Source organism: Flocculibacter collagenilyticus, assembly GCF_016469335.1.
Taxonomy (GTDB): Bacteria; Pseudomonadota; Gammaproteobacteria; order Enterobacterales; family Alteromonadaceae; genus Flocculibacter; species Flocculibacter collagenilyticus.
Genome location: NZ_CP059888.1, coordinates 3,006,761 through 3,022,142 on the forward strand (window position 1 = coordinate 3,006,761; position 15,382 = coordinate 3,022,142).

The 15,382-nt window shown below is 38.8% G+C and carries 13 protein-coding genes; 1 reads left to right on the forward strand and 12 read right to left on the reverse strand.

What is annotated here, in order from left to right:
- Nucleotides 1-62 precede the first annotated feature (62 nt).
- The 12 genes from HUU81_RS13370 to HUU81_RS13425 all read right to left on the reverse strand — a co-directional run bounded on the left by HUU81_RS13370 (nt 63) and on the right by HUU81_RS13425 (nt 14,782).
- Entirely contained in the window at nt 63-2,420 is a 2,358-nt protein-coding gene (locus HUU81_RS13370) for a TOTE conflict system archaeo-eukaryotic primase domain-containing protein (protein ID WP_233520503.1), read from the reverse strand.
- Nucleotides 2,421-2,425: 5 nt separating this feature from the next.
- Nucleotides 2,426-2,716 carry a type II toxin-antitoxin system RelE/ParE family toxin gene (locus HUU81_RS13375; protein ID WP_199609439.1) on the reverse strand — a complete coding sequence of 97 codons (291 nt, stop codon included), beginning with the start codon at nt 2,714-2,716 and terminating at the stop codon, nt 2,426-2,428.
- On the reverse strand, nt 2,709-2,960 hold the full coding sequence (locus HUU81_RS13380; RefSeq protein WP_199609440.1) for a ribbon-helix-helix domain-containing protein: 252 nt from the start codon (nt 2,958-2,960) through the stop codon (nt 2,709-2,711). The genes HUU81_RS13375 and HUU81_RS13380 overlap by 8 nt, the downstream gene beginning before the upstream one ends.
- A 420-nt stretch (nt 2,961-3,380) precedes the next feature.
- Nucleotides 3,381-5,861, reverse strand: a complete 2,481-nt coding sequence (locus HUU81_RS13385) for a leucine-rich repeat domain-containing protein (protein ID WP_199609441.1) — start codon at nt 5,859-5,861, stop codon at nt 3,381-3,383.
- A 314-nt stretch (nt 5,862-6,175) separates the two neighbouring features.
- The gene (locus HUU81_RS13390; RefSeq protein WP_199609442.1) at nt 6,176-7,018 is read right to left on the reverse strand and encodes an isopenicillin N synthase family oxygenase; all 843 of its coding nucleotides are present in this window, start codon (nt 7,016-7,018) and stop codon (nt 6,176-6,178) included.
- 98 nt (nt 7,019-7,116) lie between these two features.
- Nucleotides 7,117-7,452: a hypothetical protein gene (locus tag HUU81_RS13395; protein WP_199609443.1), complete on the reverse strand. Its 336-nt coding sequence runs from the start codon at nt 7,450-7,452 to the stop codon at nt 7,117-7,119.
- An 88-nt stretch (nt 7,453-7,540) separates the two neighbouring features.
- Nucleotides 7,541-9,544, reverse strand: a complete 2,004-nt coding sequence (locus HUU81_RS13400) for an ExeM/NucH family extracellular endonuclease (protein WP_199609444.1) — start codon at nt 9,542-9,544, stop codon at nt 7,541-7,543.
- Nucleotides 9,545-9,556: 12 nt separating this feature from the next.
- Nucleotides 9,557-10,105 carry a peptide deformylase gene (gene def / locus HUU81_RS13405; protein ID WP_199609445.1) on the reverse strand — a complete coding sequence of 183 codons (549 nt, stop codon included), beginning with the start codon at nt 10,103-10,105 and terminating at the stop codon, nt 9,557-9,559.
- Between the two features lie 122 nt (nt 10,106-10,227).
- Nucleotides 10,228-11,427 (reverse strand): amino acid aminotransferase, encoded by a 1,200-nt coding sequence (locus tag HUU81_RS13410; RefSeq protein WP_199609446.1) that lies wholly within the window; start codon nt 11,425-11,427, stop codon nt 10,228-10,230.
- A 103-nt stretch (nt 11,428-11,530) separates the two neighbouring features.
- Nucleotides 11,531-12,217, reverse strand: a complete 687-nt coding sequence (locus HUU81_RS13415; RefSeq protein WP_199609447.1) for a GAF domain-containing protein — start codon at nt 12,215-12,217, stop codon at nt 11,531-11,533.
- A 523-nt stretch (nt 12,218-12,740) separates the two neighbouring features.
- Entirely contained in the window at nt 12,741-14,462 is a 1,722-nt protein-coding gene (locus HUU81_RS13420; RefSeq protein ID WP_199609448.1) for a SpoIIE family protein phosphatase, read from the reverse strand.
- A 14-nt stretch (nt 14,463-14,476) separates the two neighbouring features.
- Nucleotides 14,477-14,782 carry an STAS domain-containing protein gene (locus HUU81_RS13425; RefSeq protein WP_199609449.1) on the reverse strand — a complete coding sequence of 102 codons (306 nt, stop codon included), beginning with the start codon at nt 14,780-14,782 and terminating at the stop codon, nt 14,477-14,479.
- A gap of 261 nt (nt 14,783-15,043) precedes the next feature.
- Here HUU81_RS13425 and HUU81_RS13430 point away from each other — a divergent pair, with 261 nt between their 5' ends.
- Nucleotides 15,044-15,373 carry an SUI1 family translation initiation factor gene (locus tag HUU81_RS13430; protein WP_199609450.1) on the forward strand — a complete coding sequence of 110 codons (330 nt, stop codon included), beginning with the start codon at nt 15,044-15,046 and terminating at the stop codon, nt 15,371-15,373.
- The last annotated feature ends 9 nt before the right edge of the window (nt 15,374-15,382 follow it).

Consider the following 15,382-nt stretch of genomic DNA (forward strand, 5'->3'; position numbering starts at 1 on the left):
AATCGTCTTAAGAGTCGACATATACAAGAATAGAACAATACTCGAGTATTTCACTATCCACGTTAACGATATGTGACTTCATAACCCAATAATTTGTATCCCTTTTCTCGTTTTGAAAACATTCGCTTAAGTGTTGGGAAGGTATCGAGGTAATCATAAACCTGAACCGAATTTTTGTTACTCCACTCTCGCCCAATTCGGCCAGCATATTGAGCTAATATACCCTTCCACGCTATAGGTAGGGTGATGAATAACGTATTCAAGTACGGTAGATCAAATCCTTCACCAACATACTTACCCGTTGCAAGAATTACCTGTTTATCGTTAGTTAGATCTTTGTTTTCTTCGAGCATAGCGATGCGCTCTTGCCGCTGCTTAGCAGATATCCCACCATGCAGCTCCACAACCAGTAGACCTTTTTGCGTTAATAAAGCTGACAGATGTTCGATGTGCTCTTTTCTTTCGGTTAACACCATTACTGAACGTTTGTCATCAATACAACTGAGAATATCGTCGACAATCTTTTGGTTTCTACCATCACTGTTTACTAGATGCTTATAAATTTGTGAGATATGAGGCTTAGTATCAGGCTCTAGCCACTCTTTAGGAAACGTTGTATCTGTTTCATGTGCTATCACTTGCTGATTAAGCATTGAACCTGATTTAACGCCTTTATAAACAATATCTCCTAGTTGAAACATCATTAGCTTTTCTAAGCCATCTTGCCGTTTTGGTGTTGCTGTAAACCCATGAATGAATTTAGCATGACTGGACTTGATCAAGCTTTCATAGTTTGATGCTGGTAAATGGTGGCATTCATCGACAATAATTTGCCCATATTTTTCAATGTATGGCTTTATATCCATGCCGTTTCGACTGACTAAACTTTGATATGTAGCCACATCAACCTGATACGACAGCTTTTCCTTACCACCAAGTAATGAGCCAACTTCAGTACCTTTTAGAAAAACATTAATACGCTCTAACCACTGTTCAGCCAGTTGCCGACTGTGAACTAATATTAATGTATTCACCTTGCGTTTAGCTATAAGTGCTAAAGCGGTGACAGTTTTACCAAAGCCAGTAGAAGCTTCGAGTATGCCAACAGATGATTCTAATAACACATTAACCGCCTTATTTTGCTGACTTTTCAACTTTCCAGTAAACTTTACCTTGGCAACGTTGTCACCTGAAAATCGCTTATCATCAAGGTTCACTTCAATTTTTTGCTCGGTTAGTTTAGCTTCTACAGACGATAAACAACCTCTCGGCAGAATTAAGAAGTGACCTTCAATATGAGCTGCACAGATATACCTAGGAATGCCAATAGTAGATAACCGAAGGCCTTGCCGTTTATAAAACTCTGGGTTAGAAAATACTGCTAAATATTTAAGTCTTGAAGTTAATTTGCCGGGAAGCTTATCGATAGGAATATAAATTTGATCAGCAATAACTAAGGTTATTTCTTCAGGGCAATTGGCGATCACATCATTATCAATAGTAGATAGTTTCTTCCAAGGTTTATCCGCCAACTCATTATTAGCTTTTTCATCGATTAACGTTATTTCGGACAGCAACCCTTCAAGTGCTGTATTATCAACTTTTTGAATGGAAGCCAGCTTAGCCCACTGGTCTTTATAAAGTACTCCAGACGAATCTATGAATACACTATTGCCTTGTTTTCTTGGCTCTAGTTGAAGAGGAAGTGCTATTAAGTTACCAAAGCCACCTCCTGGCATAACATCTTGATTCGGAAACAAACGATCAAAGCAAGTAAATGAGAGAGCAGGATACATTTCCATGGCTTTCGTTAATAAGCCATTACCTAGTTTTCTAGCTTTAGTTGCTTCAACAGCTTGCGAAAAGAAGATCCATACATGTCCACCATTGCCGCTTCTAGAGCGTTCGATAATGTGAGGTACTTTATAAAAATCACAGGCTTCAGAAAAAGCTTTAACGGAGTGAATCCAATCGTCTTTATCAAAATCAACAGCAAGAATGTGGCTTGTATTGTTCTCTAGAAGTGGGTAAATACCAATCGTTTGATTCCCTTTTAGGTGATCAAATATCGCTTGACCATCATAATGCTTGAATTGTTGATTTGAGCATTCCGTGCAACTAATCCGTGGTTTATTACAAACTTTAGGTTTCCATTCATTCCAACACGCTGGCGAATAGCCACTTCGCCCATTTTGTGACTCCCAACGAAACGGGTAAACATCATTTCGACCTTTAAAATAAGAAATGAATAAATCGACTTTAGCTTCCGGTGAAACGTGTTGGTTAAAGTGTTTGGCTAGCTCGACTTCTTGTTGTGCAAGAATACTATTGCGTTCATTTAACAATAACTCTTTTTCTTCAGCGAGCTGCAGAAGCCGATTATCAATTTCTAAGAGCCTATCAGATAACGAACCAGACACATTAATTACTCAAAAGCAGTGTTAAGGTTTTCAGCTCTTAGTATGCGCATTACATCAACACAGTCATTAGAAACGACATAGTAAATAGCATGTTTTCCATACACGCTGCGTCTATATTCCTTACGAATGTGATCAACAGCCTGATAATGCAACGGGTTTTCCGCAATGCTTTGAAACTGAATAATCAACCCATCAACGTATGATTTAGCCTGAGCTAACCCAAAGTTATCAATGCCATATTCAAATAGCTGCTCGAAATCCTGATCGGCAGCACTACTTAATCTATACTTAGCCATTAGTTTGTTTTCTAGCAATCACCGCATTAACAATATCTTCAGGAGAACGAGAGCTAAAACCGCTCTGCTCTGCTTTGATCAGTTCTTGCCTAATAACTTCAACTTGGCTAGTACGCATTTGCTCTTTTCTGATCAAATCTCGTAATAACTCGCTGTCACTAGCATAATTACCAGTTGCAAGTTGAGCTTGCATCCATTGTTCTTGTTGATCAGTTACTGTGATACTTTTCTTTACCATTGCCATAATTTACCTCCAATGAAAGAAATCTCGTAAGGATATAATCCTACTTTATACTACCACAATAAAGTTTAGTTCAGAACTGGTAAGAGTCAATTTGAATTACACCATACAATTCATAGGTGGTAACAATATCGGTAAGTTGGTGGTCATGACCACAAAAAAACACGCACTTATAAAGGCATTATAAGCTTGTCAATGGGGCCTCATAATCGGTAGGTCCGCTGTTCAAGTCAGCGACGGGGCACCATTTTTTAATTAACACCCACTACCTCTATAATCTCTTTCACTTTTCTCAATCAAAGAAATCACCAGTCTATATAAGAACAGTGCTTTCATGCGGTTTGTTATCCAAACTTGCTTAAGCATACGGTAATCAGCCTAATACTTTAAACTGATTACCGTTAATACTACCTAGATTATTGCTTACTCCAAACACACATCTGGCTCTAATACATACACTAGTTTATTAACTAGCGTCGATACATCAGTGCATTTTAAGTTGTCGTTGCCTTTTAAATAGGCACTCATCAGACTTTGATGATTAATCACTTCATCAATATTCGTCATTGGCGGATTACCACTTAAATACAATCGTTCTAGTGCAGGTAAACGATGTAGGCCGAATACGTCTTCAAGATTGTTTCTCATCAAAGAAAGAATGGTCAACTTTTTAAGCTCAGGTAACGTTTGTAGTGAGTTAATTGCGTTGCCATTTAATACTACTGTTTCTACATTTGGAAAAGCACTTAACCCCTCAAAGTTATTAAGCTGGTTATAACCTAGTGTTATTCGTGTTACTGCAGGGTATTGACGAGGAGCGTCTACTTCAGTCAATTGATTGCCATCTAACATCAAATTAGTAACATGCGGAAGTTCAGGTAGCACTGCAAGACTGCTCACTTCACTGTTTACAATTCTAAAATTCGTTAGCTTTTCGAGCTTGGTTAGCGCGGTTAAATCAGCATCACTCGTGGCTTTTAAGCTAAACGACTCTAAATTCACCAGTTTTTCAATGCCTTCAAGCGAGGAAATTGTTTGGGTACAATTCAACGTTTTAAAATCATTATAAGCTTTGTGTCTGGCACTCACGCATTCTAATAACTTTGCATCAGCAAAATCGTCACTTTCACTGGGTGTGCCTATACAAGTATCGGATACAGTAATGATGGCCTGAGGATATGCGGCTTTAAACTGTGTAATATCGCTGCAATTTAATAAAGCGTTATTAACCAGCTTGGCGGAGGTTAACTGAGGAAAATTCAGTATTGGTGTTAGATTTGAAGTGCTTACATTGTCTAACTCTAAACGTACCAAGTTAGTTAAATTGCTTAGCGGTGAGATATCAGTTAAAAAGAACGCCCCCAACTCTATTTCTGTAAGATTCGTTAGACTACTTATACCGCTAATATTATTTAATAACTGCGCGTCTTGGATACTTAAGTGCGTTAAGTTAGTTAATGGCGATATCCAATTAATATTTGAAAACTGGCTGTTAGGTAATTCTAACTCTGTTAGATTTGTTAGTACAGCCAAGTCATCTATTAGTGAACTACCTACATTACTTAATGAAAGGCGCTTTAATTTTGTTAACTTTTCAATTGTTAGCGAGTTAACATTGGTTGAATCAACAAGCATCAATGTTTCAAGCTGAGTAAGATCAGTTAAGAAACTTAAAGACAAATATGTATTACCTGAAAGCTCAATATGCGTAAGGTTAGTTAACGCAGCAATTGCTGACCCATCAATGCTTTCATTTGTTAGCTCACTCATTTTCAGCGTGGTTAAATTTGTGAGTGCTGAAAGTGTTGAAATATCTTGAAGCTGACTAGCACCACTTATATTTAATGATGTTAGATTTACATGCTCCTCCAAAGGTTCAATGCTACTAATGGAAGTATTGTTACTGACATCTAAGCGCGTTAATTTATTTTTCCCTTCTAAAAACGTTAAGTTAGTAATGCCGCTGTTTACTAACGCGAGATCTGTTAAATGATTAGCATCCTGCAGCAAACCTGTATTCTGCACACGAATATTCTGTAAATCGAGCGCAGTTAGACCTTCCACGTTTTGCAGCCAATTAATATTAAAGCTGTTATCACCTGCAACAAGCGGAGCTTCTACACTTAAGCTTAAAGATGTAAACGCTGACATGTTGGAGTAAATATTCGTAATGGCTTCAATCGGGTTGTTAGACGCATTTAACGCTTCTAATTTTTCCAAGCTGCTGAGTGCATTAAGTGATTGAATATTATTATTGGCAATATTGAGTAACTTTAGGTTGGTTAATTGCGCTAAAGGCGTAATATCTTCAACTAGCGCATTGCTTATTGTTAGCTCGGATAGGTTGGCAAAATGCGTTAAGTCATTAATATTCTGAATGGCATAGTGATCACAAACTATGGTTTCTGCGCCTAAGTCAATGGTGCCTTCTTCACCTGCTGTATAATCGGTTAAGCATTGCTCTAACGCCTCATCAACAAATGATACCGTACTTAATTCATCATATGGATTGACAGCAAGTGTGAGTGTTTCATCACTAGAAGCATCATCTTCATCTGTCACCGTTACTTTGAAAGTCAGAGTTTGCGCCTCAGTTAAAGAAGGGAGTATCACTGATAGCGTGTCTGTGTCAGCTGTTACTATATTCGCTGATTGACCACTAGTTTGCTCCCATGAGTACTGAGTGATGGTTCCGTCAGTATCTGATGCGCTTACCTTAACCGTATAGGTACTTCTTTCAAAAGCGGCTGCGTCAGTAAAAGCGGTAATTACCGGCGCTTTATTTTCTGGGGGTTCGGTAATAATGATAACTTCTTCTTTGGTTCCTCCACTGCCACCGCATGCAAATAAGGAAAGTGAAATAGCACCGACTAAAAGCGATTGTTTGAAAGTGTTGTGTGTCATAAATAAATCCATTTTATTTAGGGTTTTTAAGTAATGAATAAATCCAAAGAATAGACGAAGACATGACTGCGAGAATGAGAGGCTTAATGGTAATTTCATCCTCCATAAGTACACCTATGGATGGAGAACATTTTATTTACATTGATGGCTAAGTAAAGAAGGTTGATGATATTAAAGAATAAAATATCTTAAAATATGTAACAGATTATGTACCGGATACAGGTTTTATTTTGAAACGTAAAAAGTTTATACAAAAAAGCGAGCCAAATATTAGCTCGCTTTAACTTCAATGCGGTAACAGCACTACCTAATACTTACATTTTAACGCCAAGTTCGCGTAAACGCTCTTCTAAATAGCTACGAGATGTATAACGATCTGAAAGTACTACTTCATCTCTTGGGTGCAAGAACAATGGTAGTGAGATACGAGACTTTTTAGCTTCTTCACCTGTAGGGTTAACAACACGATGAATTGTCGATGGGAAATATCCACCTGACGCTTCTTGAAGCATGTCACCAATATTGATGATCAGATTACCAAAGTTACAAGGTACGTCTAACCAATTGCCGTCTTTATCTACCACCTGTAAGCCCGGTTCGTTTGCTGCTGGTAAAATTGTTAGTAAATTAATATCACCGTGAGCTGCAGCACGTAATGCGCCTTCTTCTTCATCGCCTTTTAGTGGTGGGTAATGAAGTACACGTAATAATGTATTTGGTGTATCTTTGATCATGTTCGCAAGTTGCTCTGTATACAACTTAGAAACATTATCTGGGCTGTGTTTTTCTACCCAAGTTAGTAATTCTGCAGCCAAAGCTGAAGCTTTGGCGTAATACTCTTTAAGCTGCGCTTCAAGTTCTTCTGGCACCTTACCCCATGGATAATAGTGGTAATATTCTTTTATATCTTTAATGTCGTGCCCTTTTGCTGTTTCAGACACTTCTTCAGCAAAATATCCATCTTGTGTATCTACATTAAATTTAAAGTCATGCTTTTTATCGCTACTAAAAAATGCGTACCAATCTTTATAAATGGACTCTACTAATTCTTGCTCAATAGGGTGGTTTTTTAATACGCCAAACCCTGTTTCATGGAGAGATTGAACAAACTTTTCTGGGGCGTCTGACGCTGTATAGTCGACTACTTGTACATTCATAATCAAATTAACCTAGTTCATTTATTAACGCGTAATTTTAACACTTACTTGAGTAAAAAGTGAGTACCCAAAGTAAAATTTATTTAGCCGAGTGCCGCTTAATTCGGGCTTTCATAAAAAACATAGGCTGTTGAATAGTCACTAAACTCAAAATACACCTTAGCTTCATTATTGTCTTTAATGCCATTTAAGTTTGCATCCAACACACCGTAGCCAAAGCGATATGGCCTTGCATGGCCAGACTCCGTTCCTGTTCCCGTTGTTAATTTATCGATATGAATGAAACGCTTAACTAGCTTGTCACCTGCATAAATTTCTAATACTCCATTTGTACCAGTCCAATTTTGCACTGCACGTCCTATTTTGTTTTGCGTTTCTTGCGTACACCCAACTAGGGCAGCGGCAATACTGGCAGCTAAGATGATTTTTTTCATTATTTGTTCCTAAATTAAAGGTGGATAAACTCGCTAACCTTACGTTATGTAAAGGATACTAGTTTAAATGAATGTTTAATAGTTACTCTTATTGAATAGTTAGATCAAGTACCACAGGGTCGTGATCTGACGCTCTTAAATGAGTAGACGCAGGAAGCCTGTTTTCAGTCGTCAATTTATCGTAACCATATTCCTTTGCCACATCAGCATTTACGTGCCAATAAAACGAGCTATTTACCCAGTTTGCTGCGGTTTTATTTAATAATATATAGTCTAACGTGCCTGTTCTGCTGCGAAATATATAACTATAAGCCGCTAGTTGAGAGGACTTGATATCAACCGCATTTTGATAACCATACTGCCGCAATGTCATTATAGGTTGTTCTTGTTGATACGCATTTAAATCTCCCAAAATGAGCACGCCATGACCATCATAAGTAGGGTGTTGAAGGTGTTTAGCCAATTCATCTGCCGCCTTTACTCGTAACGCATTCCAACACCCTTGCCCATCTTTCAGGTTTCGGTTGGGGTCGCTTTTACTTTTAGGGCATCCGCCTTTAGACTTAAAGTGATTTACAGCTAGCGTGAACTCTTTTCCACTTTTTAGGTGCTTAAATGATTGGATAAGCGGTGCTCTATTTCCACGACTAAATGCAGAATTTATCGGCTTAGATTGATTATCAAGCGAAGGTAACGTAGTGGCTGTACCTACAGTTTCAACTTTGTTAGCGTCATAAATTAATGCCACGCGAATAAGATCACTCCCCAATAAGCCACTTTGATTAATCGATTTTACGGAAACAAATTGATAGTTTTTTGCCCCCTTTCCACTCGGTTTTTTATTTGTTGACGAGTAAGCCGTAAGTGCCTCGACAAGATATCGCTGCGCGCTTTGTTCTTCCTCACCGTCATTTTCAATCTCAATTAGCCCATATATATCTGCGTCTAACATACTTAACTGAGCCACCAGCTTTTGATGTTGAACATGGAATTGCTGCAAGCTTTTAGCGCCGCGCTTCGTTGGGAAACCATTGTATTGCGCTTTCAAGCTACCATTTCCATTAAAATAATTATGAATATTCGCACTCACTATGCGCAGCATCGGCTTGCTCTTAGACGTATTAGGCACGGTATGTGAGTTAGTGTTAAGAGGCACAACGCGACTAAGCGGCTTAACATGCCAGTGAACTGGCTCTGTCGGGATTATCTTAAATTGATTATGGTTAAAATGTATTACGCCATTAATACCACTAACTGTGTCACCGGCCTTGAGCACATTCAAGCCTTGTGCTATTTCGCTAGCCTTGTTAATAATGACGTCGGCATAACCCAGCCGAGGATCACCATTATCCAGCACAATTTGATTTAACTTATTTGCTTTTTCATAATGCTTCGCAGCTGAACCAGAAGATACAATGTCAGTACTTTGCATTAGCCTGCCATAACTTACTAATAGCTCACCATAACCTGTTAACTTTTCTACTCCTGAAACTGTTAATAACTGTGATGATGATATAAGCATGCCTTCAAAAGGCTCCATTGCGAGCTCGTACTCGGTAACGTTACTCACTTTGGTTAGCGCACTTTTTAACGGTAGGCTGAAGTTACTCATGCGTAACGCACTGCCGTTACCGCATACTGTTACTCCTTCAACATCGGTTAGTTGCGTTCGACCAAAATACTCTGCTACTTTTCCTTGTAGAAATACCTTATCACCGTGTTTTAATTCATATAAACGGCTATCGTTGCCACTAGATACAAATAGCCCTTCCGATGTTAAGTCGTCATTGTCAGGTTTCATACTTTGAATAAAAAAACCTTTATATGGCTTACTCACCAGTGTAACAATTCCTACTGTCGACACTTTTTTATCTACATAAGGAGACTGAATCCCCGCACCTTGGATCTGGTTAACAGATAACATGTTTGGATGATCAAGCGCTGAGCAATCAGTCATGTTAAGAATTTGAGAAGTAACTGGCTTAGTTAATTCTCCAGCATCAACATAGCGCTTAAGCGGTTGCCCAATAAACTGAAAAGATATGAAAAGAAGAAAGGTGATTAAAAATATGATGAGTAAACGTTGTGCCATACATTCTACAACTTATGGCTTTTTCACAATATGCGTTAAATAATAAGTTTCAGACACAATGTCTTTGTTATCTTCAACACGATCTAAGTAGCTTAAGCCAATTAAATGATCATATTCATGTAGAAATATCCGCGCTAAAAACCCAGTAAATTCACGCTGAAGTTCAGCTCCATACCGGTCCATAAAAACCACTTTAACATTGGTGGCTCTTGGTACTTTCGCACGTATGCCTGGAATACTTAAACAGCCCTCCCAATCTTTTTCTATTATTTCAGGGTGCCCACTCTTAATAATTTGTGGGTTAATCATGACTAACGGAGTCATTTCTGGTGCGTCGGGATAACGTGCGTTTGGCCGCGAGGCAATAATCATAATTTGTTTAGATACATGCACTTGAGGAGCCGCAATACCCACTCCGTTTGATTCAAGCATTTTTGCCAATAACTGCTCAATAAATGCATCTAAATCTGCACAATTAAACCTTAGCACTGACGAGGCAACTTGGCGTAATACAGGCTCACCTAACTGAGCAATGCTTAACGGTTCGCTTTTACTCTGCATACCTTGCTCCATGTTTGTTAGATACGATGAGTATAGAAAGTTTAACGCTTTATAAATAATAGAATTTAACGAAATGCTGCACCAGTTATTTGCTTAATAACTAGTGCAGTTTTTATCTGTGGCTATTTGTTCGCTAATACACTAGCTACTGAGTCAGCAAAGTAGTCAATGTTAGATAAGCTAATACCAGCAACATTCATACGGCTTGACCCAACCATATAAATTGAGTACTCGGTACGCAATTGCTCAATTTGAGGCTTATCAATACCAAAAAATGAGAACATACCATGCTGGTGCTTAATAAATTCAAAGCTTTGATCAATACCTTTTGCAGAAAGCTTGTCCACAATTAAACTACGTAGCTCGTTAATACGATTACGCATTTCAGCAAGTTCGCTATGCCATAGCTGCGTTAATTCGTTGCTTGATAGGATAGTATTAACTATTGTCGCACCATGCGCTGGCGGCATTGAATAAATACTGCGCACAACACTAAGTAAAACACTATTAGCAACATCAGCTTTTTGCGCGTCTTCTGCAACAATTGAACATGCGCCAATACGCTCGCGGTATAATCCAAAGTTCTTCGAGCATGAACTACAAATAATCGACTCTGGTACGGCATCAACCATTAAACGTAAACCAGCTGCATCTTCGTCAATACCTTCGCCAAAACCTAGGTAAGCAATATCAATCATTGGTGTGAAAGACTTCTCTTTTGCCAACTCTGCCATTTCTTGCCATTGCGCTAAGGTTAAGTCCATCCCACTTGGGTTATGACAACAAGCATGAAATAGCACTACATCACCTTGCTTTACTTGCTCGCCAATTACTTTTTTCATATTGTCGAACTGTAAGCCGCGCGTTTCATAGTCATAATACGGGTATTCTTTAACTGTTAACCCCGCCGCTTCAAACAAGCTCATGTGGTTAGCCCACGTTGGCGCACTTACCCAAATTGTTGCGTCAGGATTACAGCGCTTAACAAATTCTGCAGCTACTCTTAGCGCGCCAGTGCCGCCCGGCGTTTGCGCTGTGCGAACACGGTTTGCAAGAAGCGCATTGTGCTCACCTAACAATAGGTGTTCCATCTTATTAGTAAAATTAAGATCACCAGCCAAACCAATGTATGACTTAGTGGTTTCGTTATTAAGTCGTAGCGCTTCAGCTTGTTTAACACATTTTAATACTGGCGTATCACCATATTCGTCTTTATAGACGCCGACGCCTAAATCAATTTTATTTGGATTAGAGTCTGAATTATACGCGGCCATTAGCCCTAGAATAGGATCGGTAGGTAACGGTTTTAAATGAGAAAACATAGTGGTGATTCGCTCCAAGGAAAAATATTATGCAAAACGAGGCAAAAAAGATTTTAACTAATTCTTAGTGCTTACAAAATACTATACAAAGCTAACATTACCATTATTGGGGCAAGAGCTCTGCAATCACAATATTCGCGGCTAATAAAATTGCTATAACCTTCTCATCAAAGAAGTTTTGATTGAATGCTTCGGTATCCGTAATTCCGAGTATATCACCATTTTCATTAAAAATAGGCAAACACGCCTCAGCTTTTACTTTCGGATCACAGGTATAATATTCGCCACCATTGGCAACAAATTCTTCCACATTGTTTATAATTCTAGACGAGCCAGTTAAGCCCACCTGTACATTAGTACTGAGGTGAGCAAATTCAGCGGTTAAAGGAAATTCAGCACGGCTTTCTACCCCGCTATACGCTAATTTAACCAATACTCGCTCGCCTTTTGCATTCAAGCGAGTTTGATAAATGCCAAACCACTCAGCTTGTGTGCTTTCTATAACGTAATTTACAACGGCACCTAATGCGTATAGCGCCTGATCATTTTCACGCGATTCACCGTTTAATATCGCCGCCAAGTTGTAAGGCTGTTCTTTTAACTGACCAAAAATAGAACACGTGCCCGCTTCACCTTGTTCGGGTTCAAAGTAGGTATAACTGATATTACGATTGCTTACGCTAAGATTGGCTATTGCGTCTTTAATCAGTTGAACTTGAAACTGCACATCCGACTCAACTAACTGCGAATCAAATAAAGCATGAGAAGGATTAATAAATAAATTCAACATAAAGTGCTGCCTGCTAAATATAAAGATGTTTGGACGTCTATAAATCCAGATAATAGCAAATAATCAACGTTCCGCAACCTTTCATTTTTCAACATGGCTACTTTATTAGATCTTTCCCTATGTAATTAAGCTGCTCAGCCACCAATCACACGCATTTATTATACAGTGAGATGTGGGATCTCACTGCCGTATACCTACCGTTGAAAAGCAGAGTTAAATTTTCTTTACTCACTGTTTCAAAAGCCAATTTTAAGTCTTCAGTTGTAACGGGTTGTGGGTGACAATGCATTGCACTCGAATCATGGCAAGATAGTATTAATCCAGCACAAAAATGGTTACCAAATTTTATATTCTCATTTAAGCGTTATAAAGCTAGGCGTTGGCGACAGGGCGATAAGACTGAGTGAGAAAAAATAGAACATCGGCATCATAGAGCAAACGAGCAAGGCAACAGAGATACATTTACACTTTGAAGTGATCAAAAACAATCGCAGAATGGATCCTGAGGAATTTGTAAAAACGTTTAGTGCAGTTTATATGTCATGACAACTTTATTGCCTCCCTCTAAATACTGTAATGACTCCGCTAGCGCGTCAACAAGCTCAAGTCCGCGACCATGCTCTTTCTTCTCTTTTAACGTACAACTTTTTGCCTGCTCGCTCGGGCTTAGTTCGCAATTTTCATGGGGACTATCGTGATTTATTTCGCAAGGATTATGGCTGCCTTGATACCCTTCTCCATTGTGAAATAAACAAAAGCGCACAGATTTTTGCTGGGGAAAGTAGTCAATGGCAAGTGAAATAGTGCCATCCAATAATTGATTAAGCCGCTCTTCTCTTTCCATGTAGTAATCAAAAAAGCCGTTTTTTTGATCCTTAATTTTAGATCTCAATCCCAGTAAGCCATGATCAAGTGCATTATTATAAATCTCTGAGAGCAACATGAATAAAGTTGAACGATGATCTCCTAAGCCTTCAACAGTTGAAACCATTCTTAACAGTTGCAATATAGGGTCGCAACGGCGAATGATATCAGGCGTTAATCGTGTGGTTAAACTAAACGGTAACGCAGACAATCCCAGTTTAGGCATTTCTTCTATATTATTTCGGTTATCAATGCACTTGATAATCGCCAATGATACATCATCAGCCTGCTTTACATCACCAACAAATGCTTTTAGCTGCTGAATGATATCATTAACGGAAATAGTATTTTTTTCTTCAAAAAGCGCGTAAAAACGCTGCTCACCATACATTTCGCCAGCAATATTAGCTGCCTCTGTTACACCGTCTGTATAAAGTACAAGGTGCTCCCCTGCTTCGATCGCAAAGTTCATGGTTGCACTATCAAACTCTTGCTCTAGTAAAATGCCCAACGCCATATGGCGTGATGAAATACGCGCTTTCAGTTTTTGTTGTTTATCTAGCAATAAACCATCAGGTAATCCCCCCGCCCAAATAACGAGACTTCTACCCGACACACTGATCTCTGCAATCGTCGCAGCCAAAAACATATCATCCGGCAATAACACACGTAAGTTTTTATTTATCTCGTAGGCCAAATCGCCAACCGACAATCCTTTTTCTACCATGGCATAAAACACCCGAGAAACAGGTAATGCTCCCGTTGCGGCAGGCAAACCATGCCCGGTAAAGTCTCCCATCATTATGTAGGTACTGCCTAACGGACTTTGAGCCACTAAATATATATCACCATTAAACATGGATGCTGATGAAAGGTGCAAATCCATGTCATTAAAGCTCGTATCACTTTGCTGTAAGGCATTTTGAAAAATATGCTCAACAATCTCATGCTCTCTAGCTATGGACTCTTGATGATAGGAAAGTAGCTTATTTTGCTCGTTAGTTTCACGGCTTAGCTCGCGTATTCTGGCATGTGCTCGGATTTTTGCGCCCAGTACTAACTTCTCTACGGGTTTACTAATAAAGTCATCACCTCCAACAGCCAAACATTTCGCCAAATTTACATCGTCATCCAGCCCCGTTAAAAAGATAATAGGCAAATACAAATTACCCGCTTTTTGTTTTAATAACGGCGCAGCTTCATACCCATCCATCACCGGCATATTAGCGTCTAATAGAATAATATCGGGTTGAAATTCATCAAATTCCGCTAACGCTGTTTGACCATTGTCCGAGACTCTGACTTCATATCCATCTTCGTTTAATAATACTCTTAATAAACCTCTGATTATCTCTTGATCATCAACCACAAGTATTTTCATACAGCAGAGGCCAGCTATTCGATGTCGAATTTTTTATCGAAGCGTGATATTTGCAGAATCTTCTTTATCTGCGGCTTACAATTAACAATACTAATATTGTCAACACGCCCTTTAATTGTTTTCTGCATGTTGAGCAGCATTCCTAATGCAGAGCTATCCATGTAATCAGTCTCTCTGAGATCTACTACTACATTAGGGTTGTTATCGCCAACTTCAGCGTAAGCAGCACGAAAAGCTTGCACCAAATTAAAGTCAAACTTCCCTCTAATTTTTAGTGTAAATAACTTACCGTCATCAGACATGTGTTTTGTTAAACTCATATAACTCCTTAAAGGTTACTTAGGATGTGTAGAACTTTTTCACGAAGATAAAAACACGAATGATCAATACATAATATAGTCTAAACTTACCGTACCTGCTCACTTAGAAGCGGTCTTTTTTGGTCATATTTTCAATATGTTGATTGACACCTTATTAATTATTAAGGTAAATATGCCGCATAGCACTTATTAACCGCTGCTTCTGCAAGAGGTCGAGACAGAACAGTGACTTAGTGCTATGTTTATATATACAGGAAAATTATGAAGCAACATGACAATAACTTAGTTTACAGTACTGAGTCTGGCCGTATTTCAGAGTCTAATAAACCAACTCAATATGAGTCTTTTGCAGATGGTTTTTTACGTGTTCGTAAAGAAACTAAAGGCAGAAAAGGAAAAGGCGTAATTACCATTGCTGGAGTGGAAGGTACTGAAGCAGAATTGAAGAAAGTCGCCGCTACACTGAAAAAGAAGTGCGGCTGTGGTGGTGCAGCAAAAGACGGCATCATTGAAATTCAGGGCGACAATAAAGAAAAAGTGAAATTAGAGTTAGAAAAGTTGGGATATAAAGTGAAGTTTAGCGGCGGCTAAACGTACTAT

What these genes read in the sequence shown, in the direction of transcription:
- HUU81_RS13375 (WP_199609439.1), bottom strand. Translation starts at nt 2,716, where the DNA reads ATGGCTAAGTATAGATTAAGTAGTGCTGCCGATCAGGATTTCGAGCAG.
- HUU81_RS13380 (WP_199609440.1), bottom strand. Translation starts at nt 2,960, where the DNA reads ATGGCAATGGTAAAGAAAAGTATCACAGTAACTGATCAACAAGAACAA.
- HUU81_RS13385 (WP_199609441.1), bottom strand. Translation starts at nt 5,861, where the DNA reads ATGACACACAACACTTTCAAACAATCGCTTTTAGTCGGTGCTATTTCA.
- HUU81_RS13390 (WP_199609442.1), bottom strand. Translation starts at nt 7,018, where the DNA reads ATGAATGTACAAGTAGTCGACTATACAGCGTCAGACGCCCCAGAAAAG.
- HUU81_RS13395 (WP_199609443.1), bottom strand. Translation starts at nt 7,452, where the DNA reads ATGAAAAAAATCATCTTAGCTGCCAGTATTGCCGCTGCCCTAGTTGGG.
- HUU81_RS13400 (WP_199609444.1), bottom strand. Translation starts at nt 9,544, where the DNA reads ATGGCACAACGTTTACTCATCATATTTTTAATCACCTTTCTTCTTTTC.
- def (WP_199609445.1), bottom strand. Translation starts at nt 10,105, where the DNA reads ATGCAGAGTAAAAGCGAACCGTTAAGCATTGCTCAGTTAGGTGAGCCT.
- HUU81_RS13410 (WP_199609446.1), bottom strand. Translation starts at nt 11,427, where the DNA reads ATGTTTTCTCATTTAAAACCGTTACCTACCGATCCTATTCTAGGGCTA.
- HUU81_RS13415 (WP_199609447.1), bottom strand. Translation starts at nt 12,217, where the DNA reads ATGTTGAATTTATTTATTAATCCTTCTCATGCTTTATTTGATTCGCAG.
- HUU81_RS13420 (WP_199609448.1), bottom strand. Translation starts at nt 14,462, where the DNA reads ATGAAAATACTTGTGGTTGATGATCAAGAGATAATCAGAGGTTTATTA.
- HUU81_RS13425 (WP_199609449.1), bottom strand. Translation starts at nt 14,782, where the DNA reads ATGAGTTTAACAAAACACATGTCTGATGACGGTAAGTTATTTACACTA.
- HUU81_RS13430 (WP_199609450.1), top strand. Translation starts at nt 15,044, where the DNA reads ATGAAGCAACATGACAATAACTTAGTTTACAGTACTGAGTCTGGCCGT.